We start from the raw sequence: 25,310 nt of genomic DNA, 5'->3' as shown, positions 1-25,310 counted from the left end.
GGTGGAGTTAGGGATTAGGGAGTTGGTTGCCTTAATCCCTAACCCTTAATCCCTAATCCCTATTTTCTTGTTTTCGCTTTGACTATTACCATCATACCGGCGGCAAGGCTGCTGTTGTCTTCTTTGGACAAATCGGTAAAGTCGATGCGGACCGGGATGCGTTGCTGTATCTTCACGAAGTTGCCGGCCGAATTATCCGTGGGCACCAGGGAATACTTGGAACCGGTGGCTCCGGAGATGGCGGTGATCTTTCCTTTGAATTCTCTGCCGCTGATGGCATCCACGGTGATGACTACCTCTTGTCCCAAATGCAGATTCTCAATCTGGGTTTCCTTGTAGTTGGCTATAATCCACTTTTGTGTGTCAGGCAGAATGTAGGTGATGGTTTGTCCGGCAGTGATGAATTGTCCCTCTTCAAGGGTGCGCCGTCCCAATTTTCCATCACAAGGAGCTACTACTACGGTGTAGGAGAGGTTCAGTCGTGCCATTTCGAGTGCGGCTGTTGCCCGTTGTATGGCAGCTTCGGTATTTTCACGGCGATGTGACACTTCGTTCACACCCGACAAGGCAGCTTTCTGCTGTCGTTTCACGGCTTCCAGCTTTTTGTGGGTAGCTGCATATTCGGTTTCTATCTGTTCCAGCTGAATGGGGGTAGCAGCGTTTCTCCTCACCAGGTTCTGGTATCGTTGGCGGTCTTTCTCCAGCTTGGTAAGGCGGATTTCTATCTCTGCGATGGAGGCGTCGTAGACGGATGCTGTGGTTTGCGTGGTTTGTAGTGTGGCACCGATGACTGTGGCGCCGGCTTGCGCATCCTTGAGCGCAGCTTCGGCTTCCATCACTCTAATCTTATATTCCCGGTCGTCCAATATAAGTAAGGTGTCTCCTTTGTGTACTTCCTGGTGTTCAGTGAAACAAATTTTCTTGATATAGCCCGATGCGCGCAGATTGACGGGGGATATGTATTGCTCAATCTGTGCATCGTTACTGGTTTCTGTCCGTTTATAGTCCAGAAAGAGGCAGACCACTTGAATCATGCCCCAGATAAGGATGGCTATTCCCAATAGGCTGACAACGATTTGCCAGCGGCGCAGCTTCTTCAGTTTCCGTGCTTTCTCTTGATGGGTACTTGCTGTTTTATTGTTCTCTGTTGTTTCCATATCATTATATTGTTTACTTATCTATTATATATACATCCGTCCGTCCTTGAATACGGTTTTTATTCATCTTCCCCTTTAAGGGATTGAGAGGCTCAACGTCTCCAACTGTCCCGTCAGCTTCAGCAATGTCAGGTTGGTTATCCGGTAATTGTAGTGGGCGCTGATGTAGTTGTTTTGTGCTTCGCTCATCCGCATTTCGTCCTGCAACACTTCGGTCATTGAGGCAATTCCTTCCCGATAACGGTCCATGGTGACGGTATATACATCTTCGGCAAGCAGGTAATTGTCCTTTTGCTTCTTGAAATTACGCTGGCTGTTCATCAGGTCATTGGTAGCATTCAAATATTGTGTTTGAAGATTCTTTCGTGTATTCTCTTGGGTGAGCTTGATGTTCTCTATATCAATGGTTGCTTTACGTATCTTGTAGCGTTTGTCCAGCCCGTCGAAAATGGGGATACGCAGGGAAAGTCCCACTCCATAGGAGCGATACCAATGGTTGGAAGGGCCGGAGTGGAACCAATGATAAGCTTTGTCCGTATAGGCGGAGAACATCCAGCTCCCCGTCAGGTTCAAGGAGGGGATGTAGCCGTTGCTGACTATTGTCTTTTGTTGTTCAGCGAGTTGTTTCTGTGATTGCAGCAGTTGGAGTTCATATAGTGTTTCGGATAGTCCGGTGAGTGCTGCAGGCGTAATCGTTTCTGTATTCACCGGTACCAGTGCTATCCTTTCTTCTGCCGGATAGTCGATGATGTATTTCAGCAGGTTCAGTTGCTGTTCCATCATGGCTTGTGCGTTGTCGTGTTGCACCTTGAGATTCTCCAGGTTGATGTTGACGCGTTTCACGTCTATTTCCATGGCCATACCATTGTCATAGAAGGCTTGAGTGATGTCTTTCAACTCTTCCAGGCGGGTGATGTTGGCTTTTATCAGGATAATCTGTTCTGCTGTAACTTGTCCTAGATAGTACATTTGACTAATTTGGAGAATGAGGTCTTCTCTTGCCTTTTCATAAGAAAGCCGATTCATCTCATCCATGGTTTTGGCTATGGACAGAGTGGTGTAGAGTGTTTGGTTATAAAGTGGTATCTGCAGCTGTAATCCGAAGTTGGCGTTGTATTGCAAGGTTTGGGTTACATTGTAGGGATTGCCATACGCTGAGCCGTCAGTGACGGAGACGGGTGGATCGATGTTGTCGTTATAGTTGGCAAAACCATTGATTTGGGGCAGCAGTTTGGCCCGGTTTTCAGAGATGCCGTATTTTCCTTTTTGTATTTCCTTCCGTTTGCTTTGCAAGGACAAATTGTTTTCGATACCTATTTCGAGGCAGTTCTCCAAGGTCAGGGTATCTTGTGCTCTTGTATTTAGTGCAAGCAAACAAAGAAAGGAAAATGTGAACAGTTGTCTTTTCATAATAGTCACTTGATATTTGCACACAAAGTTAGTGGCTTAAAATGCAAGAGGACTATCCATATATCAACTGTTTGTATTCATATTTTCCTTTTTTGTAAGCATGAACTCAAAGAATGAATATAAACTAATAAGGATTGCATTAACCTTAATATATTACTTGTAGGATTTTTTTGGTAATAGTGGAAACATCAAACTGGTATAATGGGCAATTGCCTATTATACTAGCTATGCCAGTACAATAGTGTTATCCTTTTTTAAGTTTTTTATATTCCTTAGGAGGCATTCCCATTATCTTATTGAATAACCGTGAAAAATAATAGGGGTCTTCAATACCTATTTTGTAACAAACCTGGTTGATTTTTATATTAGTAAAGTCCAATAATGAGCAGGCTTGTTGTATCTTAAGCATGTTGAAATACACTAAAGGGGCATATCCGGTCCGTTGGCTGAATAGTGCAGAAAAATAGGAAACAGAATATCCTGTATGTTTGGCGATTTCTTTTAGAGTGAGTTTCCTTTCGATATTTTCTTTCATATAGTGTATTGTTTCAGTGATTATGTCTGTAGTATTTGAATCTTGCTGAATCGCTTCCCTATATTGTTGGAGATATCTTAATGTGCCAAGATAGTGGTGAAAAATGGAACAAGCGTACAATAGGTTCTCATGACTATAACCCATTTCCAGAGTATGCAGAATCTCTTCAAACATATCTATCCGGTTGTTTATTCGTGAGTGTATTCCCGGTTTTATCTCCATTGGATATGAGCTTTGTATGGAAAAATAAGGGGCAAGCTTTCCTTTGAAATGAATCCAATAGATGGTCCATGGAGAATCATCTGCTGACCCATAGGAGTGGGGCGTTCCGGCAGGTAGAATGAAATATTCATTGGCATTTACGATGTACTTTTTGCCATTTAGCTGATACCATCCGGTTCCTTCATAACAATAGATAAATACATATTGTGAAATGGATTCTTTCCGTTCGATGAAATGAAACTTGGCTTTAGGGTAATAACCTATATCTGTAATATGCAAGCAAGCTGATATAGGATTTTCTTCCATTTCATGCACAATAAATTGTGGAAGGACTATTGCCCTCTCACCGCTGAATCCATCTTTTTTTTTAATCATAGTATTAATATTGAGAATTTTATTGTTGTCTGATTATTCTTCTGTATAAATGAAGTGTATATGGATTAATGATATAGCAAATATATATATTATATAAATACATCCTTTTGATTATTGCGATATTTTAACTAACTATAGGAGTGATGTTTTTCTTTTTTCATATTCGTTGATTGATGGAATTTTTATTTAAGTCATAAAATGGTCCAGGTTTATACTTTTTTTCTCTATTTTTTGCATAGGGATTATTTGCTTTCTTTGCAGCAACTTTTTAAGGTATAATATGAAAAAGAATAATGTTTATCTTTGGTTGATTTGCATGGTCTCGGCCATGGGGGGATTACTTTTTGGTTATGATTGGGTAGTAATTGGAGGTGCTAAGATTTTTTATGAGCCTTTTTTTAACTTGGAAGGGTCACCAGCACTTCGAGGCTGGGCAATGAGTAGTGCTTTGGTGGGGTGTTTGGTTGGAGCGTTGCTTTCTGGAAGTTGGAGCGATCGTTATGGCCGGAAAAAAATGTTGATTATCGCATCAGTCTTGTTTGTGTTGTCAGCTTATGGGACAGGTGCAGTCGATAATTTCAGTTGGTTCATTCTTTATAGGATTATAGGTGGATTGGGTATTGGAATTGCATCTAATATTTCTCCTGTATATATTGCGGAAGTGGCACCGGCTTCAGTTCGTGGAAAATTTGTTTCGTTGAATCAATTGACAATTGTATTGGGTATACTGATGGCCCAATTGGCTAATTGGCAAATCGGAGCATATTATACAGCAGGGGCGGAAACTCTTAGCGTTGAGAGTGTGTCATGGGCCTGGCGATGGATGTTTTGGGGAGAACTGATACCTGCCGGATTGTTTTTTATTCTTGCGTTTATGATACCTGAAAGTCCACGTTGGCTGGCAGCGAATAAGAGAATGGTTCAAGCTCAAACAATATTGTCGCGTATTGGCGGAAATCATTATGCTATGCAGACTTTGTCGGAGATGTCACAATTGGGTGTGGAGCAAAAAGAAAAAAAGTAGCTGGAAGCAGCTTTTTCATCCTTCAGTCAGGAAAGTCTTGATTATTGGTATAGTGTTAGCTGTCTTTCAACAATGGTGTGGTATTAATGTCATATTTAATTATGCGCACGAAATATTTTCTGCAGCCGGTTATGAGGTTTCTGATGTGTTGATGAATATTGTGGTGACGGGGGTAACTAATGTTATTTTTACATTTGTTGCTATATATACAGTTGACAGATGGGGAAGGAGGAGCCTTATGTTTGTAGGTTCCATTGGGCTAGCGCTTATTTATGTAATTTTAGGGATATGCTATCATTTAGAGATAAGTGGTTGGCCTATGTTACTACTTGTTGTATTGGCGATTGCGTGCTATGCCATGTCATTGGCGCCCGTTGTTTGGGTGGTACTCTCTGAAATATTTCCGGTAAAGATTCGTGGAATGGCAATGGCTCTTTCAACATTTTTCTTGTGGGTTGCGTGTTTTTTGCTTACGTATACATTTCCTATTTTTAATGATTGGGTAGGAGCGGCTGGTATATTCTGGTTGTATGGTGGTATTTGTTTGGCTGGTTTCTTGTTTATCCGGTCGAACTTGCCTGAAACTAAGGGGAAAACATTGGAAATGCTGGAAAAAGAATTAACAAAATAAAATACAAAAATATGACTGAAGATGTAAAGGTTTGGGAGGAAGATGTGATTCTCCCCACTTATGCTATTGGCAAAGCTGAAAAGAATCCTATGTTTCTGGAAAAACGTGTGTATCAGGGAAGTAGTGGAGTTGTTTATCCGTATCCGGTTATTGAAAAGATAGAAGATGTTTGTAGGGAACAAAGTTATCACGCTGTTTATTTGGAGAATGAATATATCAAAGTGATGATTCTGCCTGAATTGGGAGGACGTGTCCAAATGGCGTACGATAAGATTAAACAGCGTCATTTTATTTATTACAATCACGTAGTTAAGCCGGCTTTGGTAGGACTGACAGGGCCATGGATTTCTGGAGGTATTGAATTCAACTGGCCACAGCACCATCGTCCCAGCACTTTTTTGCCGGTTGACTATTCTATTGAGAAAAGGGAAGATGGTAGTGCTATAGTGTGGGTTAGTGAGAGGGAACGTATGTTTCATCAAAAAGGCATGGCTGGTTTTACATTGCGTCCGGGGTGTGCCAGACTCGAAATTCAGGGGAAAGTGTATAACCCAACTCCATTTCCTCAGACTTTTCTGTGGTGGGCTAATCCAGCAGTTGCCGTGAATGAATACTATCAGTCGGTATTCCCGGGAGATGTAAATGCGGTTTTTGACCATGGTAAACGTGACGTCTCCCGTTATCCCATTGCTACAGGGACTTATTACAAGATGGACTATTCTGCTGGAGTAGATATTTCTCGATACAAAAATATACCTGTACCTACTTCTTATATGGCTATACATTCTAAATATAATTTTGTAGGAGGATATGAGAATGATTCACGTGCAGGAGTATTGCATGTGGCTAATCATCATGTGTCACCGGGGAAGAAACAATGGACATGGGGTAATGGTGATTTTGGTCAAGCATGGGATCGTAATTTGACAGATGCGGATGGTCCGTATATTGAATTAATGGCTGGAGTTTATACAGACAACCAACCAGATTTCACATGGTTGCAGCCTTACGAAGAAAAGACGTTCGTCCAATATTTTATTCCATATCGGGAACTGGGAGTAGTAAAGAATGCTTCTGAAGAGGTAATGTTGAATATCGAAATAGAGGATGACTGTGCTTTTTTAAAGGTTTTTACAACGTCAACACAAACGAATCTTCATATAATTGTAGTCCAAGCAGAAAAAAATATTTTGGATATTGTTAGGGATGTTACTCCTGAAAAGGATTTGAAAGAGAAGGTTGAGATAGTATGTTTGAAAGATATATGTGTTACAATCTTTGATCGGAAAGGAAAAATGTTGCTAGAGTGGAAACCGGAATCTGAAGAAATAAAGGAACTTCCGGAAGCTGCTGAAGCTGCTTTGGAGCCTAAGGATATCCAAACTACAGAAGAATTGTATCTGACGGGGCTACACCTTGAGCAGTATCGCCATGCTACATATTTGGCTACGGATTATTATCAAGAAGCTTTGCGCAGAGATCCGAGCGATGTTCGCAATAATAATGCTCTAGGACTATGGTTACTGCGTAAGGGACAGTTTGCCAAAGCAGAACCTTATTTACGGGAGGCAGTGAAGACATTGACTGCAAAATCTCCGAATCCTTATGATGGAGAACCTTTGTATAATTGGGGACTTTCTCTGAAATATCAGGGTAGGTTTGCCGAGGCTTATGATTGTTTTTATAAAGCTTGTTGGAACGCGGCGTGGCAAGATGTAGGCTATTATTCGTTGGCTCAAATATCCGTGGCGCGGAGAGATTGGGAGAATGCCCTATACGAGATAGATAAATCCTTGATGAGAAATTGGTGCAATCTGAGGGGTAGACATTTGAAGACGATCGTTCTGCGTTATTTAGGAGAGAGAGAGAGGGCTTTGGCACTGATAGAAGAATCGCTCTCTTATGACCATTTTAACTTTGGATGCTGTTTTGAAAAATATCTAATGACTGAAGATGAAAAAGATTTGCATTCATTGCTGTTGCAGATGCGTCGTGAGGGGCATAATTATGAAGAGCTAGCTTTGGATTATGCTTCATGCGGTTGCTGGGAAGAAGCCATAAAGGTGGTGGATGTCGCTATTGATTTTTCAGTATTGCAACCTACTCTATTGTATTACTATAAAAGTTGGTTCTTGCACCAATTAGGCCGAAAAGAAGATGCTGTGGCGGTAGCAGTATGGCTGAACAGCAATCTCCAGATTATTGTTTCCCGAATGCATTGGAAGCTATATTGGCTCTTCAAGCTGTTGTTGGACTTATCGAGACAGCACCTAAGGCATTATATTATCTTGGTAATTTGTGGTATGATAAGCGTCAGTATGCAGAGGCTGTGGCTGCATGGGAAAAGTCGATTGAACAAGATTCGGAATTCCCTACTGTTTGCAGAAATCTATCATTAGCATATTTCAATAAGTTGGATAGGAAACAAGAAGCTGTAGGTTTGCTGGAAAAGGCTTTCTACTTGGATACCAATGATGCTCGTATATTGATGGAACTGGACCAGTTATATAAACGCTTGAATCGTCCTCATAAAGAACGTCTGGCTTTATTGGATGCTTATAAAGAGATTACATTTTCACGCGATGATCTTTATTTAGAATATGTGACTTTGCTGAATCAGTTGGGACGTTATGAAGAGGCTCTTCACTTGATTGATATTCGTCAATTTCATCCTTGGGAAGGAGGTGAAGGTAAGGTCCCGGCTCAATATCAGTTGTGTCGTGTACAATTGGTAAAAGAATATTTGAAATCTAAAGAGTATAACAAAGCTTTGCAGTTGATAGATGAATGTTTCATTTATCCTCATAATTTGGGTGAAGGCAAATTGCAAGGAGCACAAGAAAATGATTTTAATTATTATAAGGGATGTATATTGCAAGCGATGGGGCAAAATAATGAAGCACAGATTTTCTTTCAGAAGGCTTGTGTAGGAAATAATCAACCTGTTGCAGCAATGTATTACAATGACCAAAAGCCTGATAAAATATTCTATCAAGGGTTGGCATTATTAAAGTTAGGTAATGAAGGAAAGGCATGTGGGTGTTTCAACCGTTTGATTGATTTTGGTGAAAAACATCTGTTTGATATCTTTAAGATGGATTATTTTGCAGTTTCTCTCCCTGATTTGCAGATTTGGGAAGACGATATGAATAGAAAAAATCGTGTTCATTGTAACTATTTGATGGGCCTTGGTCATTTGGGCCTTGGTCATGTAGAGAAGGCGAAAACTTATTTTGGGATTGCATCTGAATTAGATAATAACCATCAAGGTGTACAGATACATAGTGAGATGATAAATGAATAGTAACTTTTTAAGATATGAATAAGATGGATAGGTTGAGAGTAGGTTTGTTGTTATTGTTTTTATGTCCTTTTTTAGTAGAGGCCAAAGAGGTTAAATTAGCTTCTCCTAATAAGGGGTTACATGCCGAGGTTTCCATAGATGAACATGTCTCTATACGTGTTCTGCAAAATAATGATATTCTGTTTGCTGTTCGTAATATTTATTTAAAAACGGATCAGGGCTACCTTCCTGGTAAGTTTCCGAAGATACGCTCTGTCAAGAAAAAAACTGTTGACAGGATGGTTGTTCCTGAGATAAAGGAGAAGCGTTCTGTTATTGCGGAGCATTACAATGAGGTATCTTTGTTGTTCGCTGATAAAACAAAATTGGAAATTCGTTTATATAATGAAGGAATGGCTTATCGCATGTCAACTAATCGTAAAGGAGAATTGACTATTGGAGATGAAGCGGCTGATTTTGTGTTTGATCCCTCTTCCACGGTGTTCTTTCAGCAGGATTCCAACATGAACAGTGATTATGAAGCTCCATATGTAGAACAAAAGATTCAAGATATAGAACAAGGCGTTGCGGGAAACTATCCAGCGTTAGTGAAGAATCCGTCGGGGACGAACATACTTTTGCTGGAATCTGATTTGCAGGATTATCCTTGTTTGTGGCTTGAAAAAGGAAGCCAGAATCTGAATGCGCACTTTTGGAATTATCCTAAGACATATAATGTCAATGGTGACTCAAAGGGCAGAAGGAGAATCATTTCTTGTGAGGATTATATAGCTAAAACAAGTGGAAAAAGAACTTTTCCCTGGCGTGTGTTTGCTGTAGCCCAAGAAGACAAGGATTTGATGAATAATCAGTTGGTTTATCTATTGGCACCTGAATGCCAGATAGAGGATCCTTCGTGGATTAAACCTGGATGGGTAACTTTTGATTGGTGGGCACGTCGTGGCTTGTATAATGTTGATTTCAAGGCGGGTATTAATACTGCGACTGCAAAATATATGATTGACTTTGCAGCAGATTTTGGGATTCGTTACTTCTTGTTTGATGACGGCTGGACTTATAAAGAAGATTTAACAAAGACTATTGCTGGCCTTGATATGAAAGAAGTAGTAGACTATGCAACCTCGAAAGGTGTAGATGTAATGCTTTGGGTGACTTATGATTTGTTTGATAATCAGATGGATGCAGCGTTGGCTCAATTCTCTGAGTGGGGAATTAAAGGGTTGAAGATTGATTTCATCAACCGTTCGGATCAAGAAGCTTCAAACTTTTATTGGAAAGCTGCGAAAAAGGCGGCTGAGTATAAAATGGTACTTGATTTTCATGGAGCCTATCGTCCAGATGGCTTACGAAGAGCTTATCCTAATGTTTTGACTAGAGAGGCTTTGGTCGAGTTTGAACAAAACGGTGGAACCTATAAGGACAATCCCGATAATCGTCTTATGCTTCCTTTCATTCGTAATGTTGCTGGTCCGATGGACTATATTCCCGGTACAATGAATAATGCGACGAAAAGATCGTTCCGTTTTAATCATGACACTCCGATGGGACAAGGAACTAGCTCATTTCATGGCAATGGCTGTCATTTCAGAGAGCCCTATGCAAATGCTGCCTGATCCCCAATCTGATTATTATCGGGAAGCGGAATGTACTAAGTTTTTGGTTGATATTCCAGTGGAGTGGGATGACTTAGTGACATTAGACAGTAAAATAGGTGATTATGTGGCCATGGCCCGTAGAAATGGAAATTCGTGGTATGTAGCGGCTGTTACAGACTGGACGTCAAGAGAGATGAGATTGGATTTGAGCTTCCTACCTAAAGGCAAAAAGTACAAGATGGAGGTATTCAAAGACGGTATCAACGCAGATATTCGTGCTATCGATTACAAACATGAGTTCTTGGAAGTCGAAGGAGGAGATGTATTGGATGTATCTTTGGCGTCTGGTGGCGGATGGGTGGCAAAAATATCAGCTTTATAATGGATTAATAGGTTTATTTGTAAGGATATGAATGGATTATATAGATGTGTGAAGTCTGTTTTTGTAGTTCTGTTGATAATGTTGTGTGCTACGGCTTGCTCGAAACAAGGACGGTCTCACCCGGAAAAGTGTGTATTTGCTTTCTATTATAATTGGTATGGCAATACTGAGTTTAATGGTAAAGAAATACATTGGGAGCATGGTGTAATAAAGAATGCCGATTATAAAGGCAATGCTGATGATATCAAGGGAAAAGATAACCTTGCAACCAATTTTTATCCGGAACTGAAAAATTATAGCAGTACTGATCCTAAGATTATTGCCCGTCATCTGGATATGATGCAAAGGCCAAGATTGATGTGGTGGTCGTTACATGGTGGGGAGTGGATGACTTTGGCTCTTCTGCTTTGCCTATTCTATTCGATGAGGCTGCAAAGCATGATATAAAAGTTTGTTTTCATATAGAACCCTATAATGGACGTGGTGCAGAGAGCCTTCGTGCAAATATTGCAGATTTGACAAAACAGTTTGGTTCGCATCCGGCACTCTACCGAATGGATGGACAGCCTTGTTTCTTTATTTACGATTCTTATTTAACTTCTGCTTCCGAATGGGCCCGGGTCTGTCTTCCGGAAGGCGACCTTACTATTCGTGGAACAGAGTTAGACTCTAAGATTATAGGTTTGTGGGTAAAGGATAAGGAACAAGATTACTTCTTGGATTCCGGTCTTGACGGCTTTTATACTTACTTTGCCGCAACCGGATTTACGTATGGTTCTACCCCTGTAAACTGGAAAGGGATGCAAGAATGGGCAACCCAAAATGGAAAGATTTTCATTCCATGTGTAGGCCCTGGTTATGTAGATACTAGAGTGCGACCTTGGAATACGGCTACCACTCGTGACCGTAAGGATGGGAAATATTATGCGGATATGTTTCAAGCAGCAGTAGAATCCGGAACTTCTTACATTGGCATTACGTCGTTTAATGAATGGCATGAGGGCACTCAGATAGAACCGGCGATGCCTTTCAAGAGTGATAAATTTGAGTATTTGGATTATTCTCCGTTTGAGCCAGATTATTATTTGACTCGTACGGCAGAATTGGTATCGGAATGGAAATGAGAAAAATGAGAAGATTTTTGTTTTTGATGGCTATTGTTACTTGCCATCTTAGTGTTGCCGTGAATAGAAATATTGACTATGTGGAATATGTAAATCCATTGATGGGTTCGCAATCAGTACATTCTTTCTCTACAGGCAATACTTATCCGGCAATTGCTACTCCGTGGGGAATGAATTTTTGGACTCCGCAGACGGGAAAAATGGGAAACGGATGGGCTTATACTTATACTGATACTAAAATTAGGGGATTTAAACAAACTCATCAGCCATCTCCTTGGATTAATGATTATGGGCAGTTTGCAGTGATGCCTATGGTGGGGCGACCGGAATTTGATGAAGAACGTCGTGCCAGTTGGTTCGGGCATAAGGCTGAAGTAGCAAAACCCTATTATTATAGTGTCTATTTGGCGGAACATGATGTGGTGACCGAGATAGCTCCTTCGGATAGGGCTGCTGCTTTTCGTTTTACATATCCCGAGAATGATTGCTCGTATGTGGTAGTTGATGCTTTCGATAAAGGGTCGTATATCAAGGTGGAACCGGATAAGAGAAGAATTGTTGGCTATTCTACTCGTAATAGTGGTGGCGTACCTGATAATTTTCGTAATTGGTTTGTGATAGAATTTGAACGTGATCTGGAGTTTGTGAACACTGTGGCTGAAAACAAATTTTCCAAGTCATTAGAGCAGAGTGGTAATCATGTCGGTGCTATCGTTGGCTTTAAGACTTCCAAGGGAGAGCAGGTTCAGATGAAAGTGGCCTCTTCATTTATCAGTCTGGAACAGGCGTTGCTAAATTTGCAAGAGGTAAAAGGATGTGCTTTTGACCAGGTCTGCAAATCTGCAAAGGACAAATGGAATGATGTGTTGGGACGTGTTGAAGTAAGTGGTGGCACGGATGATGAGTTAAAGACTTTTTATACTTGTCTGTATCGTTCTACTTTGTTTCCCCGGAAGTTCTATGAATTGAATGAGCGGGGAGAAGCTTATCATTATAGCCCCTATAATGGTAAAGTGTTGCCTGGGTATATGTATACAGATACCGGTTTCTGGGATACTTTTCGTTGCCTTTTTCCATTGTTGAATTTGATATATCCTTCAATCAACAAGGAAATCCAGGAAGGGTTGCTCAATGTTTATAAAGAGAGCGGTTTTTATCCTGAGTGGGCAAGTCCCGGGCATAGAGATTGCATGGTAGGTAATAACTCGGCTTCGGTGATTGTCGATGCTTATCTGAAAGGTGTAAGGGTTGATGATGTGGGGACTCTTTATGAAGGCTGATAGCTACTGCCAATAAAGAACATCCGACGGTAAAATCTACCGGACGTTGGGGATGCGGGTACTATAACCGTTTGGGGTATGTACCCTACGACGTCGGTATCCGGGAAAATGCAGCTCGTACACTTGAGTATGCTTATGATGACTGGTGTATTTACCGCTTGGCAAAAGCTTTAGGGCGACCTCAATCCGAGATTGATTTATACGCAAAGCGTTCTATGAATTACAAGAATCTTTTTGATGCGGAAACCTCTTTGATGCGGGGACGTAATGAGGACGGTAGTTTTGCAACCCCATTTTCTCCTTTCAAATGGGGCGATGCTTTCACGGAGGGGAATGCATGGCATTATACTTGGTCTGTGTTTCATGACCCTCAGGGTTGATAGAGCTTATGGGCGGTAAACATCGGTTTGTGGCCATGCTGGATTCTGTATTCATGGTTCCACCGTTGTTTGATGAAAGTTATTATGGTAGTGTTATTCATGAGATACGGGAGATGCAGGTTATGAACATGGGTAACTATGCTCATGGCAACCAGCCGGTACAGCATATGATTTATTTGTATAATTATGCCGGCACCCCCTGGAAAGCGCAAATGTGGCTTCGTCGAGTGATGGACAAGTTTTATGTGCCTACGCCTGACGGTTATTGTGGAGATGAAGATAACGGGCAGACTTCTGCTTGGTATGTTTTTTCGGCTCTTGGTTTTTATCCGGTATGTCCGGGTTCAGGTCAGTATGTATTGGGAACTCCGCTTTTCCGTAAGGCTGTGATTCATCTGGAGAATGGAGCCGACGTGACGATCAATGCTCCGGAAAATGATATGACCAACTGCTATATTGATGAACTGAAGATTGATGGGAGGAAATATGGGAAGAATTATCTGGAGCATGACAAGATGGTGCAAGGTATGAGGATGGACTATCGTATGTCTGCTCAGCCCAATATGAAGAGAGGTGCGATGGATTCGGATGTTCCCTATTCATTCTCATTAGAAAATAAATAAGGTTTAAAGGATAATATTGTTTTCAGAGTTGCATGTATTGAAATGATTTGGCTCTTTTTTTTTCTGTGTAGGAAAAGAAAGAGCCAATCTTTGATTTTGTATATTTTGAAATGCTTTTACTGTACTGATATAAATGTTGAATAGATGTTTTTTAATATCTTATAAGCATTCTGTTATAATTGCTTTTTAGTCTTCTTGTAAAATAGTGCTTGTTGAATATTAATGTTTATTATCGCTATGTTATAGATTGTTTGATTGTTCATAATAAGATTGTCTATCTTTAAAAAAAATAGTCTATTGTGTTGCGTATTATGTTTGTCTATTTTTGCACTTATTAAAAGAAGTCATTTCTAAACAATTTTAATGATATATAATTTGCTTAATTTTTAAATCTTATTTTATGAAATGTTTTAATTTTATAAAACAAAACAAATATAGATATTTGTTTTGTTTAGCATGGATTTTATCCGTTATGCCCATGTTTGCTCAAAATATGAGTGTAAAAGGGTATGTGTATGATAAAACAACTGGCGAACCTTTGATTGGAGCAACAGTCCTTCAGAAGGGAACGCAGAATGGTGTTGTAACTGATGTTGATGGTAATTTTGTACTGGCTCTTCCAGTAAATGGAACTTTGGTGGTGAATTACATTGGTTATGAATCAAAAGAGATTAAAGTGACCTCTGCTGTGAAAAAACTGAAAATAGCAATGGAAGAAAATTCTCTAGTTTTGGATGAAGTCGTTGCAATTGGATATGGTTCTGCGAAGAAGAAAGACTTGACGGGTTCTATTGCTTCTGTCAGATTGGAAGATTCTCCACGAATGACCCTTCCTAATATGAATGTACTGGATGCTTTGAAGGGGCAATTACCAGGTTTTGATATTGGTACAGTGACTAATGCAGGAGGAAATCCAAGTATTAATATTCGTGGACAAAATTCAATAAAAGCTTCAAATGATCCGTTGTTGGTTGTGGATGGTGTTGTTTTTGTTGGCAGTTGGAATGAATTAAATCCGAATGACATTGCTTCTGTTGATGTCTTGAAAGATGCAAGTTCAGCTGCTGTTTACGGCTCAAGAGCAGCTAATGGGGTGATTCTGGTAACAACAAAGCGGGGTAAATCAGGAAAACCTACTGTACGTTTTGGAGCAACTGTTGGTTTTCAGACTCCTACTGTCAAGCCTGATATGCTTTCTCCAGAGGGGTACCTTCGTTTGAAGAAGGATTTGAATATTTCCAATGGTGCTTCTGATGCAGACTTGACATTGGAGAATATGTTAACTCCATACGAGTATTCAGCTTATCAAGAGGGCAATATTATTGATTGGTATGATGAATGTGTTGATATGGGTTTGTCGCAGGATTATCAAGTGAGTGTATCAGGCGGAACGGAAAAAACGAACTATTATATATCAGGACAGTATTTGGACCAGAAAGGTGTAATGTATAATGATAAATTTAAGAAATTTTCTGTGACCTCTAAAGTTGAATCTCAGGTAACTGATTGGCTGAAAATAGGTTTGAACTTGTCTGTTATTAGCAAAAACGCTGATGGAGTAGCACCTGATATGAGAAATGCTATTAATAATACTCCTTATGGATATAAATATGTACGTTTTGAAGGATTTGAAAATCAGATGGAACGTTCACCTCAAGGGCATACTACTACAATAAATCCTTTGTGGCAGACTACACAATTCAATGAGGACCGGAATCAAAATTATCGTAGTTCCGCATTTGCACGTGTTGAATTGCCTTGGGTAAAAGGTTTGTCTTATACTTTTAATTATTCTTTAAATCGTTGGGAGGGGCATTCTGCAAATTTTCAGGATGAACGCTATTTTATGAATACCCTGAATGAAGGTGACTTATATGACCAAACTAAATATTTAGTAGATGCGAATGGTTATAAAAATCATTCTACTCGTACAGACTGGTTTTTGAATCATTTGATTAATTATAATCGTACTTTTGGCAATCACTCTATTGATGCTACGCTGTTGGCAGAACGTCAGAGGCAAACGACGACCTCATCTAAATTAAGTGCAAAAGACTTTGCGGCTGCTGGAACAACAGTATTGGGCATTCATGCTCTGGAATTGGGCAATCCGGAGAAAAGAGGGGTTGAATCAGGCAAAAGTGTACTTTCACAGCTGGCATATATGGCTCGTATGAATTATGCTTATAAACAACGTTATCATTTGTCTGCTTCTATACGCCGTGACGGTTATTCAGGTTTTGCTGAAGGAAATAAATATGGGAATTTCTTTTCAGCTGCTGGGGCATGGACAATCAGTAATGAAGACTTTTTTAAAGATAATGTTAAACTGATAAATTATCTGAAATTGAGATTGTCTTACGGACAAAATGGTAATCCGTCTGTAGGTTCTTATTCTACTTTTTCAAAGATGGGCTCGGGACTTTATCTGTTTGGTGATCAGACAGCGAATACTTCTGCTGCAAGTGGATTGGCTAACAAGGCTCTTGCATGGGAAAGAACTGGTGCATGGAATGTAGGTTTTGACTTTTCTATGTTGAATGACCGTTTGAGGGGTAATGTAGATTACTATAATTCTAAGACTGTGGATCTATTGTTGAACCGTGCAATTCCTATCATGAACGGTTTCCAGAATGTATCTGATAATATTGGTAAAGTTAAGAACTGGGGACTTGAGTTTTCTTTAAATTCAGTAAATATAGAAACGAAAGATTTTTCTTGGTCAACAGGTTTGAATTTTTGGATGAACCGTAATAAGATTGCCTCTCTCTATGGCCTTGACGGAAACGGGGATGGCAGAGAAGATGATGATATCGCTAATAATTTATTCATAGGTAAGTCATTAGGTGCTGTATATACTTTTGTTTTTGACGGCATTATTCAGGAAGATGACTTAGAATATATGGCGATTTATGGAGGTGTTCCAGGTGATGTCAAATTCAAAGATTTAAATAATGATGGAGTCATTGATGCAAATGGTGACCGTAAAATAATTGGTTATACGAAACCTAATTTTACAATGACGATGTCTAATACATTTACCTATAAGAATTTTGAACTCTATTTCTTGTTGAATTGGATTTCGGGTGGTGGTAAGGACAATTATTACATCGCTAATAATATTTATGCAAATTATGTAGGAACATTTGGTGGCGGTGGTACTGCAAACTGGTTGGATAAAGAATATTGGATGCCTGAGCATCCGTCTAATAAAGTGCCACGTCCTAATTACAAGAATCCTTATGGTTATCAATTCCCTCAACGTCATGATTTCTTGCGTTTGCAAGACCTTTCATTGGCATATAATTTTGATAAGGAATTGTTGAAAAAGACTCCGATTCAGAACTTGAAACTTTATATGGCTGCAAAGAATTTGTTGACATTTACTGGATGGGAAGGACAAGATCCGGAAACAGGTCAGGCTTACGCCCATGGTAACCCGGCCATGCGTAATATAACTGTGGGAGTGGAAGTAGTATTTTAATTTTAAAAAGTAGAAAGTATGAAAAAAGTTATATATTTGGCACTTGCACTATGTACATTGGGTGCTTGTAACGATGGCGAATTCTTGAAAGAAGATGCCGATGATTTCTTGACTGTTGACAATTCCTATTTGAATGCTGCTCAGTTTAGGACAGGTTTGAATGAATTTTATAGAATAGTTCGTCAGAATTATAATTTTAGGGATGATCCGGCGCACTTCTTCCAGTTTGGTTCTGGAACAGATGTTATGTTTAGACAGAATTCTGATACGGAACTTTTTACAGATTGGGGATATGTGAATTCGACAACAGATGTATTTCGTATTGTGTATGGCCGGCATTTTGGAATGCTTTATAATGTGAATATGTTGTTGAAGCAGACTGAAAATCCCAATGTACGTTGGAGCAACGAGGCTGAGAAATTGGCTATACAAGCAGAAGCTCGATTCTTCAGAGGATATTGTTATCGATATTTGGGATGCATGTTTGGGGGTGTTCCCATCTTGACAGAACCGGTTGGCACTCCTTCTCTTGCTTATACGCGTGATTCACGTGCCGATGTGTATCGTCAATGTGTTGAAGACTTTGAATTCGCATCTCAATATTTGCCGATTTCCGTATCAGAACCGGGAAGAGTAGTCAGAGCAGCAGCTTGCCATTATCTGGCAGAAATGTATATTGCTCTTGGAGATGAAACTGATGATAAAACCATGTATTCAAAGGCTGTTGATGCTGCTTCTATGGTGATAGACCAGAAGGTGGGAGAGTATCATTTGATGACAGAACGCTTTGGCTGGCGCAAAGATGTGGAAGGGAAGGATGCGTTTTGGGATTTGTTCCAAATGAAAAGTGTAGATGGATTTTCTAATTATAGTTACCAGACGGGCAATAAAGAATCAATTTGGGTAATTCAAGTTGATAAGTTTAAGCAAGGTGGTTTGAACGATGGATTGACAACACGTACGGATCAAGAACGTGTATTCTGGCCTGCTTTCTGGGGAAGTACCAAATTCGGTTATGATGGACAAGCACGTGATTGGACTGGACGTGGTATATCTTGGTTGCGTCCAACAAATTATTTCGTATATCAATTGTGGGGCAATTCTGGTGCAGAAGACCAACGTAATGCGGAATATAATATTAATCGTATTTATAGAGCTCCCAAGCCTATTCGCAATGGTGTTGAGGTGGATGATCCGACTCATGTGTATGAAACAGCGGTGACATTGGCTGATGGAACGGACATTGTGGTAAAACTACATCCCGGTGATATTATTAAAAAAGAGTGGTTGGTTACCAGAAATGATACCATGGAACGCTTCTTCCCCCGTATCATGAAATGTGGTTCCGATTGGCACTATGCTGCTGAACCTTCTAACGGTTTCGTTATGGAGTGGTATGCTATTCGTATGGCAGAAACTTATTTGTTGAGAGCGGAAGCTTATCTGAAAAATGATAATAAGGTTGCTGCTGCAGCTGACATAAATGTGGTAAGAGCACGTGCTAATGCTGCTCCTGTGCAAGCTAATAATGTGGATATAGATTATCTGTTGGATGAAAGGGCACGTGAACTTTATGCAGAAGAATTCCGTACTCTGACATTGTGCCGCATGGGCCTGCTTTATGACAGAACAAAGAGATTTGGTTATGAGGTTTCCAGCAGGACAGTTGGGGAAAAGAATAATTTATGCCCGATACCGCAGTCTGTTATTGATGCAAACTCTCAGGCTGAATTCCCTAATAACCCAGGATTTTAAATAGATATTTAATTATTAATTGGTATGTTGATATCGGAATTTATTGTGAAAGCAAGCTTTGTCTTCATACCAATTATTTCATACGACAATATTTTAGATATTATGAAAAAGAATATAAGTTTGCTATATGTTATATTGCTTTCGTTTTTAGTTGGAGCATGTAGTCATGATGATGATTACGTTAGTTATTTCATAGATTTGAAGGATACTCCAGAGCAATTTGAGTATTTGGAGGAGAATTGCGTATTGGAAATCCCTTTATACATCGATTCTGAGGTAGATGTAAAAAGTGCTTATTATAAAGTGGGCGTAAAAGGCAGTGATGGTAAAGTTAAAATAGGTGATAAGGTGGATATTCCGGTATTGGGTGATGCTGTATTGATAGCTAAGGTACCGGTCGTAAAGAATATGTCTCATGTCTTTTTTGCCGTGTTTGACCAAAATAATCAATTGTATAAGCGTACGGTGACTGTAACAGAAGTGAGAAATGCCCCGATTGTGAATTTTAAGAATGGGGTGGATACTAAAAAAACTGCCTGTGTTGGAATTCCTTTCAAGATTAGTGGAGAGGTAGAAAGCGAATATGAATTGGCTTCTGTTTGGGCTGTTCCGGTTGTGGATGGTGTTGAGCAAAAGGTTGTTCAAGGAACCTTGTCTTCAGGCAATTTTGAACTTACTATTCCGGTAGTAGCTGGTTTGAATTCTGTTTTAGTAAAAGTGGATAACGTGCATGGCGGTGTTGCTACAAAAGAATTTAAAGTGCTGAATGTGGTCAATGAAGATTTTATGGATGTTGCATTCACTAGTGATTTGGCAGAATTGACCAGAATATCCATCGGAAAAGAGAAAACGATTGAAGGAGTGATTGCCTCTGGTTCTGATATTGTTTCTGTAAAATATGCTTTGAAGGAGAATGGAGTATTGGGTGACTATACTGAATTGTCTTTGCAGGAGAATGAAGGTAATGAAGCTAAGTTCTCTTTCCAAATTAGAGGTGAAGAAGGTGTGGAAGCTGTGAATATTGTAGCTGTAAATCAAAGTGATGTGACTACATCCGAAGAGCGTAGAGTGAAAGTGTTCAGTGTATCTGCTATGTCTTCTTTGACTGACGTTGTGATGTCAACGGATCCGGCAGATAATGCTTGTTTCCTTGCTTTGTATGAAGAAAGCCCGGTTTTTGGGAAAGAAACAGCATTCTTGAATCAGAATAGAATAGATTTTTATTTGGCCAATGTAGATAATGGCAGGGCTCAGCCGCTGTCTCCTCATGCTTACGCTGCAGGTGCTAGTTACTATAATTCGTCTAAGCCTTATATTGCAGGTTTTACAGAGTTGACTTATTCTTTCTTGTCTAATTGGAGAGGAAAAATAACAAAAGAGGGATTCGATGCCATTCAATCGGAACAGGATTTGTTCGATTATTTGGAATCAACTATTATAGCTCCGAGTCCTGACGGTGAAAACTATAAAATTTATACAGCAAGTCGACGTGTTGGGCCTAATATGAATGATGTAAATAAGACTGGTGGTTTCCTTTTAGGTTGGGGCACCCATTCTCATCCTACGGTATCTCCGGCTACGGGTGTCAACAATGTTGCTTTTGCAATTTTCTGGGTGAAGAAAAATTGCAAAGAAGGATAATGGACATTGGACTGTTACATTTGATGTTAAGTATCCTTTGAGTGATGAACGTGCTTTTAACAACGACGCTTCTTTTGCACCGTATGCTCCTTATCCTTTATAAATGTATAGGAAGATAAGTGTATGGGAGGGGCTAGTTAAAAATGAAATTACTGTTTTAATTTTTTGTAGTTGTTTTTAGTTAGCCCTTTTTTCATTTTATGATACGGAAACATCACTGGTGTTAAGTGATAGTGTTTTGACTTTAAAATAAGGATAATATGATGATTTTAAAATACTTTCTTGCCTTCTTTTTCGCTGTTATGCCATTTCCTTTTTTTGCTCAGAAATCGGTTCAATTGAAGGTTATGACGTATAATTTGCGTTTTGGGGAATTAGCTTCCATAAAAGAAATTGCAGATTTTATTGTAACTTGTGAACCGAATTTTGTTGCTTTGCAAGAATTGGATTGTATGACTAAACGAAAAAGGACACCACATCAGCACAATGTAAATTTTGTAACAGAATTAGGTTATTATACAAAAATGTTTCCTTTGTATGGAAAAACAATCCCTTATGCAGGGGGGCTTTATGGTATTGGAATGCTGACAAGATTTCCATATATAAATGTGCAGAAGGTGATGTTACCTAAGCAAAAAGAGGAACATGAGGCTAGAGCATTGTTGATGGCTGAAATAGAATTATCTAGTGGAGATACAATTATAGTGGCTTCCACTCATTTGGATTATACATCGATGGCTTCACGTAGCAAGCAATTGGAGGTAATCACTCAGATTCTTAAAGAAAAACAGTTACCTGTTATATTAGGAGGAGATTTTAATGCTACTCCTGCTTCGATGGAGATTAGAACTTATTTTGAGGATTGGCAGCCGTTATCTATTAATTCTCAACTTACTTCTCCTGCAAAGGAGCCTAAAAATAAGATAGACTATTTATTTGGCTATCCTCAAAAAACTGGAAATTAATTTCTTCAAAGGTTTTAAAGACGTCTTTGTCCGACCACTTACCTATTGTTTCTGAAATAGAATTGATTTATTGATAATTGTTATGAGTAGTAGATCCGTTTTTTTATTAAATTTTTTGTTGATAGGTTTTTCTGCTTCCGCCCAAATAATAGAATTGTCTGATAAGGACTGGATGCTGGAGACAGAAATTATGTCTTATCGTATTGGAATACGTGGTGAGCGTTTGAACGCTTTTTATTATGGTCCTAAAGTGGAGGGTGAAGAGCGGAAAACTGTTCGTTGGAATGAATTTCCAGAAGTTCCTGTTCGTGGGGTAGGGGCTTGGAATAATCCGGTAGTTGAAGCTGTTTTTAAGGATAATGTACGAGACTTGGACTTGAAGTATCATTCATCGGAATTATTGAAAGATGGAGAATACGATGTTTTACGTGTTTTGTTGAAGGATTCTTACTATCCTTTATCTGTTTATGCTTGTTATAGGGTATTGCCAGAACATAATCTGATAGAAAAGTGGATTGAGGTAGCTAATATAGGAAAACGGGATGATATTTTGATTGAGAATTTGCAATCTGGGTCAATGTGGTTACCAGCAGCTTTATATGAGCTGACTCATTTATCTGGCTCTTTGGGTAATGAGTTTCAGCCTCAGACAACTTTATTAACTCAAGGAGTTAAAACCATCCAATCTAGAGACTTCAAGTCTTATGGTTCTTCCTATTTTGCAGTTCGTCCACAAGGAGAATATGATGAGTTTTCAGGAAGTGTGTGGTTTGGGCAATTGTTGTATAGCGGTACATGGAGAATGGACTTTGAACGATTGTCTGATGGTGCTTTGCAGATTGCCGGTGGTATTAGATTTTGGGATAGTTGGTTAAATCTTACTCCGGGAGAATCGTTTACTACACCTAAAATATGTTTTGGATATACTCAAAATGGAACTTCAGCAGTTTCTCAGATTTTTACATCTTATACAAGAGAGGTTCTTCAGCAAGGAAGTAAAGAACGTCCAATAATCTATAATAGCTGGTATGCTACAGGTTTTGATGTGAATGAAGAACAACAACTTGCCATAGCCAAGGTTGCTAAGGAAATAGGGGTTGAAATGTTTGTGATAGATGATGGTTGGTTTAAAGGCCGTGTGAATGATAGAGGTGGTTTAGGTGATTGGACTGTTGATAAAAACAAATTCCCCAATGGACTGAAGCCATTGATTAAAAAAATTAATGATATGGGTATGGACTTTGGTATTTGGGTAGAACCGGAAATGGTTAATCCGAACAGTGATTTATATCGTGCCCATCCTGATTGGATTTTCTATTTCCCTAACCGTCCTAAAACACTGGGACGTAGCCAGTCTATGTTGAATTTGGCACGTGAAGATGTTTATCAGTATTTATATAAATCGCTTTCTACTCTTTTGAAGGAGCATAACATAAAATATCTTAAATGGGATATGAACAGGCACTTGACTGAACCAGGATGGCCTTCTGTGCCTACTAAAAAACAACGTGAAGTTCGTATTCGCTATACTGAAAATTTGTATAGATTGGTTGATGAGCTGAAAAAGGAATTTCCTCATGTTTTATTTGAAACGTGTTCAAGTGGAGGAGGAAGAGTCGATTTAGGTATGCTTTCTCGTATGGATGTTGCTTGGGCTAGTGATAATATTGACCCATTGGATCGCATTTATATTCAATATGGCTATTTAAGTGCTTTTCCCGCCAATTCAATGGTTAGCTGGACGGGAGGTGAAAACTGGCATAATATGAATTATTCATTGGATTTCCGTTTTGATGTGGCTATGAGCGGAGTATTGGGTATTGGAAATAATATAACTTCTTGGAAATCGGATGAAATAGAAATCGCGAAGAAGAAAATAGCTTTATATAAGGGAATTCGTCCTTTGGTGCATAATGGGCTTCTGTATAGATTGTCATCTCCTTTTGAATCAACTCATTCGATATTGGAGTATGTGAGTCCTAAAGGAGAAGAAGCAGTTGTCTTTTGTTATAACGTTTCAGAGCAGATAGACGTGAGTACTCGTTGCCCTGTTGAGAGGAAGCGTTTACGATTTAAAGGACTTATTCCTGACGGTTTTTATCAGGTGGATGATAGTGATAAGAAATACAGTGGCAGTTATCTGATGAACACTGGTATTGATTATTCTTTGCATGGAATTTGTAAAAGCAAGATTATACGTGTGAAATTATTAAAATGATGATATTGTTATGAGAATATTGAGTAGTATTGTTTTCTGTTTTTTAAGTATATTATTGGCTCATGCCGGAAATGCTAAACAAGTTTTCTATTCTCCTGATAACTCCGTAGGTTTTTCGGTTTATGAGGTGGGTGGACAATTGAAATATGAAGTTTCCTATAAAGGGAAACCGGTCATTCTGGAATCATCTCTTGGTATAGACCGATGGAAGGGGAATATGGAAATAGAACGTATTGATTCTGTTTCTGTAAATCAAGACTGGCAACCGGTTTATGGAGAACGCGCGGTAGTAAATGACTGTTATAAAGGATATACTTATACATTAAAAGGGAAGGGACGTGGCGATAAACTTGCTTGATTGTCAGAATTTACAATTCGGGAGTCGGTTTCAGATACAAATACTTGCATGGTTCTTATTTACGCATTGCGGAAGAATTTACAACTTTTACCGTGCCGGAAAATACTTATTGCTGGTTTGCGCCTTTTGCTCAGGCAGAACATAAGCGTATGCTGGTTAAGGATTGGCCGGGTGAGGCGGAACGTCCATTGACTCTTCAGTTGGAAAATGGGCTTTATGCAAGTTTGGCCGAGGCAGAAATGTTGATTATAGCAGAACCAAATTTGTGGTACGTAAGGGCGAAAGCAACGTGATTCGTTGCAAGATGTATGATGCGGTTGAAGATATAGCTCCGTTTGAAACTCCTTGGCGGGTTGTGATGGTAGCTGAAAGTCCCAAAGACTTGATTAATAATAATGATTTGATTCTGAATTTGAATAAGCCTTGCCAGATAGAAGATACAAGCTGGATTAAGCCGGGACGTATTATTCGCACTGTTTCCCTTACTACCAGTGGAGCTAAAAAGGTGGTGGATTTTGCAGCTAAAAGAGGATTGAACTACATTCATTTTGATTCGGGTTGGTATGGCTCGGAAATCTCGAAGGAGTCAGACCCCAGAAAATCGGATGTAGATCCGCAACGTTGTCCGGTCAATGATCTGGATATGCCCGAAGTGGTAAGATATGCAAAGAGCAAAGGTGTAGGTGTCTGGGTATATGTCAATCAGCGTGCTTTGTCTGCCTATTTGGATGAGATATTACCCTTGTATGAATCTTGGGGGATAGCAGGTATTAAGTTTGGATTCGTACATGTGGTTCATTCAGGTGGACAACCTGGCTGCACGATGCGGTAAAAAAGTGTGCAAAGC

The 25,310-nt window shown here is 39.5% G+C and carries 13 protein-coding genes and 4 pseudogenes; 14 read left to right on the top strand and 3 right to left on the bottom strand.

What is annotated here, in order from left to right; translation table 11 throughout:
• Positions 1–59: 59 nt before the first annotated feature.
• The 3 genes from JCM16496_RS15615 to JCM16496_RS15605 form a co-directional block, all read right to left on the bottom strand.
• Positions 60–1,157: an HlyD family secretion protein gene (locus tag JCM16496_RS15615; protein WP_025835455.1), complete on the bottom strand. Its 1,098-nt coding sequence runs from the start codon at positions 1,155–1,157 to the stop codon at positions 60–62.
• A gap of 75 nt (positions 1,158–1,232) precedes the next feature.
• Positions 1,233–2,567, bottom strand: coding sequence for a TolC family protein (locus tag JCM16496_RS15610; RefSeq protein WP_025835453.1), 1,335 nt, complete (start codon positions 2,565–2,567; stop codon positions 1,233–1,235).
• 244 nt (positions 2,568–2,811) lie between these two features.
• Positions 2,812–3,699 carry an AraC family transcriptional regulator gene (locus JCM16496_RS15605; RefSeq protein ID WP_025835450.1) on the bottom strand — a complete coding sequence of 296 codons (888 nt, stop codon included), beginning with the start codon at positions 3,697–3,699 and terminating at the stop codon, positions 2,812–2,814.
• A gap of 280 nt (positions 3,700–3,979) precedes the next feature.
• Here JCM16496_RS15605 and JCM16496_RS15600 point away from each other — a divergent pair.
• The 14 genes and pseudogenes from JCM16496_RS15600 (at position 3,980) to JCM16496_RS24685 (ending at position 25,295) form a co-directional block, all read left to right on the top strand.
• Positions 3,980–5,354: pseudogene (locus tag JCM16496_RS15600) on the top strand (sugar porter family MFS transporter).
• A gap of 11 nt (positions 5,355–5,365) precedes the next feature.
• A pseudogene (locus tag JCM16496_RS15595) lies at positions 5,366–8,658 on the top strand (DUF5107 domain-containing protein).
• A gap of 14 nt (positions 8,659–8,672) precedes the next feature.
• Positions 8,673–10,271 (top strand): glycoside hydrolase family 97 catalytic domain-containing protein, encoded by a 1,599-nt coding sequence (locus tag JCM16496_RS15590; RefSeq protein ID WP_128809666.1) that lies wholly within the window; start codon positions 8,673–8,675, stop codon positions 10,269–10,271.
• Complete coding sequence (locus JCM16496_RS22100; RefSeq protein ID WP_159102464.1) at positions 10,225–10,635, top strand: glycoside hydrolase family 97 C-terminal domain-containing protein; 411 nt, start codon at positions 10,225–10,227, stop codon at positions 10,633–10,635. Before JCM16496_RS15590 ends, JCM16496_RS22100 begins: the two co-directional genes overlap by 47 nt.
• Before the next feature lie 27 nt (positions 10,636–10,662).
• Positions 10,663–11,759, top strand: a pseudogene (locus JCM16496_RS15585) (glycoside hydrolase family 71/99 protein).
• Between the two features lie 5 nt (positions 11,760–11,764).
• A pseudogene (locus tag JCM16496_RS15580) lies at positions 11,765–14,042 on the top strand (GH92 family glycosyl hydrolase).
• A gap of 400 nt (positions 14,043–14,442) precedes the next feature.
• The gene (locus JCM16496_RS15575; protein WP_128809664.1) at positions 14,443–17,526 is read left to right on the top strand and encodes a SusC/RagA family TonB-linked outer membrane protein; all 3,084 of its coding nucleotides are present in this window, start codon (positions 14,443–14,445) and stop codon (positions 17,524–17,526) included.
• A gap of 18 nt (positions 17,527–17,544) precedes the next feature.
• Complete coding sequence (locus tag JCM16496_RS15570) at positions 17,545–19,281, top strand: RagB/SusD family nutrient uptake outer membrane protein (protein ID WP_025835446.1); 1,737 nt, start codon at positions 17,545–17,547, stop codon at positions 19,279–19,281.
• 45 nt (positions 19,282–19,326) lie between these two features.
• Positions 19,327–20,922 (top strand): hypothetical protein, encoded by a 1,596-nt coding sequence (locus JCM16496_RS15565; RefSeq protein ID WP_128809663.1) that lies wholly within the window; start codon positions 19,327–19,329, stop codon positions 20,920–20,922.
• A gap of 260 nt (positions 20,923–21,182) precedes the next feature.
• Positions 21,183–21,887 carry an endonuclease/exonuclease/phosphatase family protein gene (locus JCM16496_RS15560; RefSeq protein WP_244440424.1) on the top strand — a complete coding sequence of 235 codons (705 nt, stop codon included), beginning with the start codon at positions 21,183–21,185 and terminating at the stop codon, positions 21,885–21,887.
• 82 nt (positions 21,888–21,969) lie between these two features.
• Positions 21,970–24,105: an alpha-galactosidase gene (locus JCM16496_RS15555; RefSeq protein WP_128809662.1), complete on the top strand. Its 2,136-nt coding sequence runs from the start codon at positions 21,970–21,972 to the stop codon at positions 24,103–24,105.
• A gap of 10 nt (positions 24,106–24,115) precedes the next feature.
• Positions 24,116–24,463: a glycoside hydrolase family 97 N-terminal domain-containing protein gene (locus JCM16496_RS24695; protein WP_128809661.1), complete on the top strand. Its 348-nt coding sequence runs from the start codon at positions 24,116–24,118 to the stop codon at positions 24,461–24,463.
• Positions 24,460–24,756, top strand: coding sequence for a glycoside hydrolase family 97 N-terminal domain-containing protein (locus JCM16496_RS24690; RefSeq protein WP_025835439.1), 297 nt, complete (start codon positions 24,460–24,462; stop codon positions 24,754–24,756). Before JCM16496_RS24695 ends, JCM16496_RS24690 begins: the two co-directional genes overlap by 4 nt.
• Complete coding sequence (locus tag JCM16496_RS24685; protein ID WP_128809660.1) at positions 24,729–25,295, top strand: glycoside hydrolase family 97 catalytic domain-containing protein; 567 nt, start codon at positions 24,729–24,731, stop codon at positions 25,293–25,295. Before JCM16496_RS24690 ends, JCM16496_RS24685 begins: the two co-directional genes overlap by 28 nt.
• Positions 25,296–25,310 lie beyond the last annotated feature (15 nt).

This window comes from Bacteroides rodentium JCM 16496, assembly GCF_000614125.1.
Classification (GTDB): Bacteria; Bacteroidota; Bacteroidia; order Bacteroidales; family Bacteroidaceae; genus Bacteroides; species Bacteroides rodentium.
This window is presented reverse-complemented; position numbering and strand designations above follow the sequence as displayed.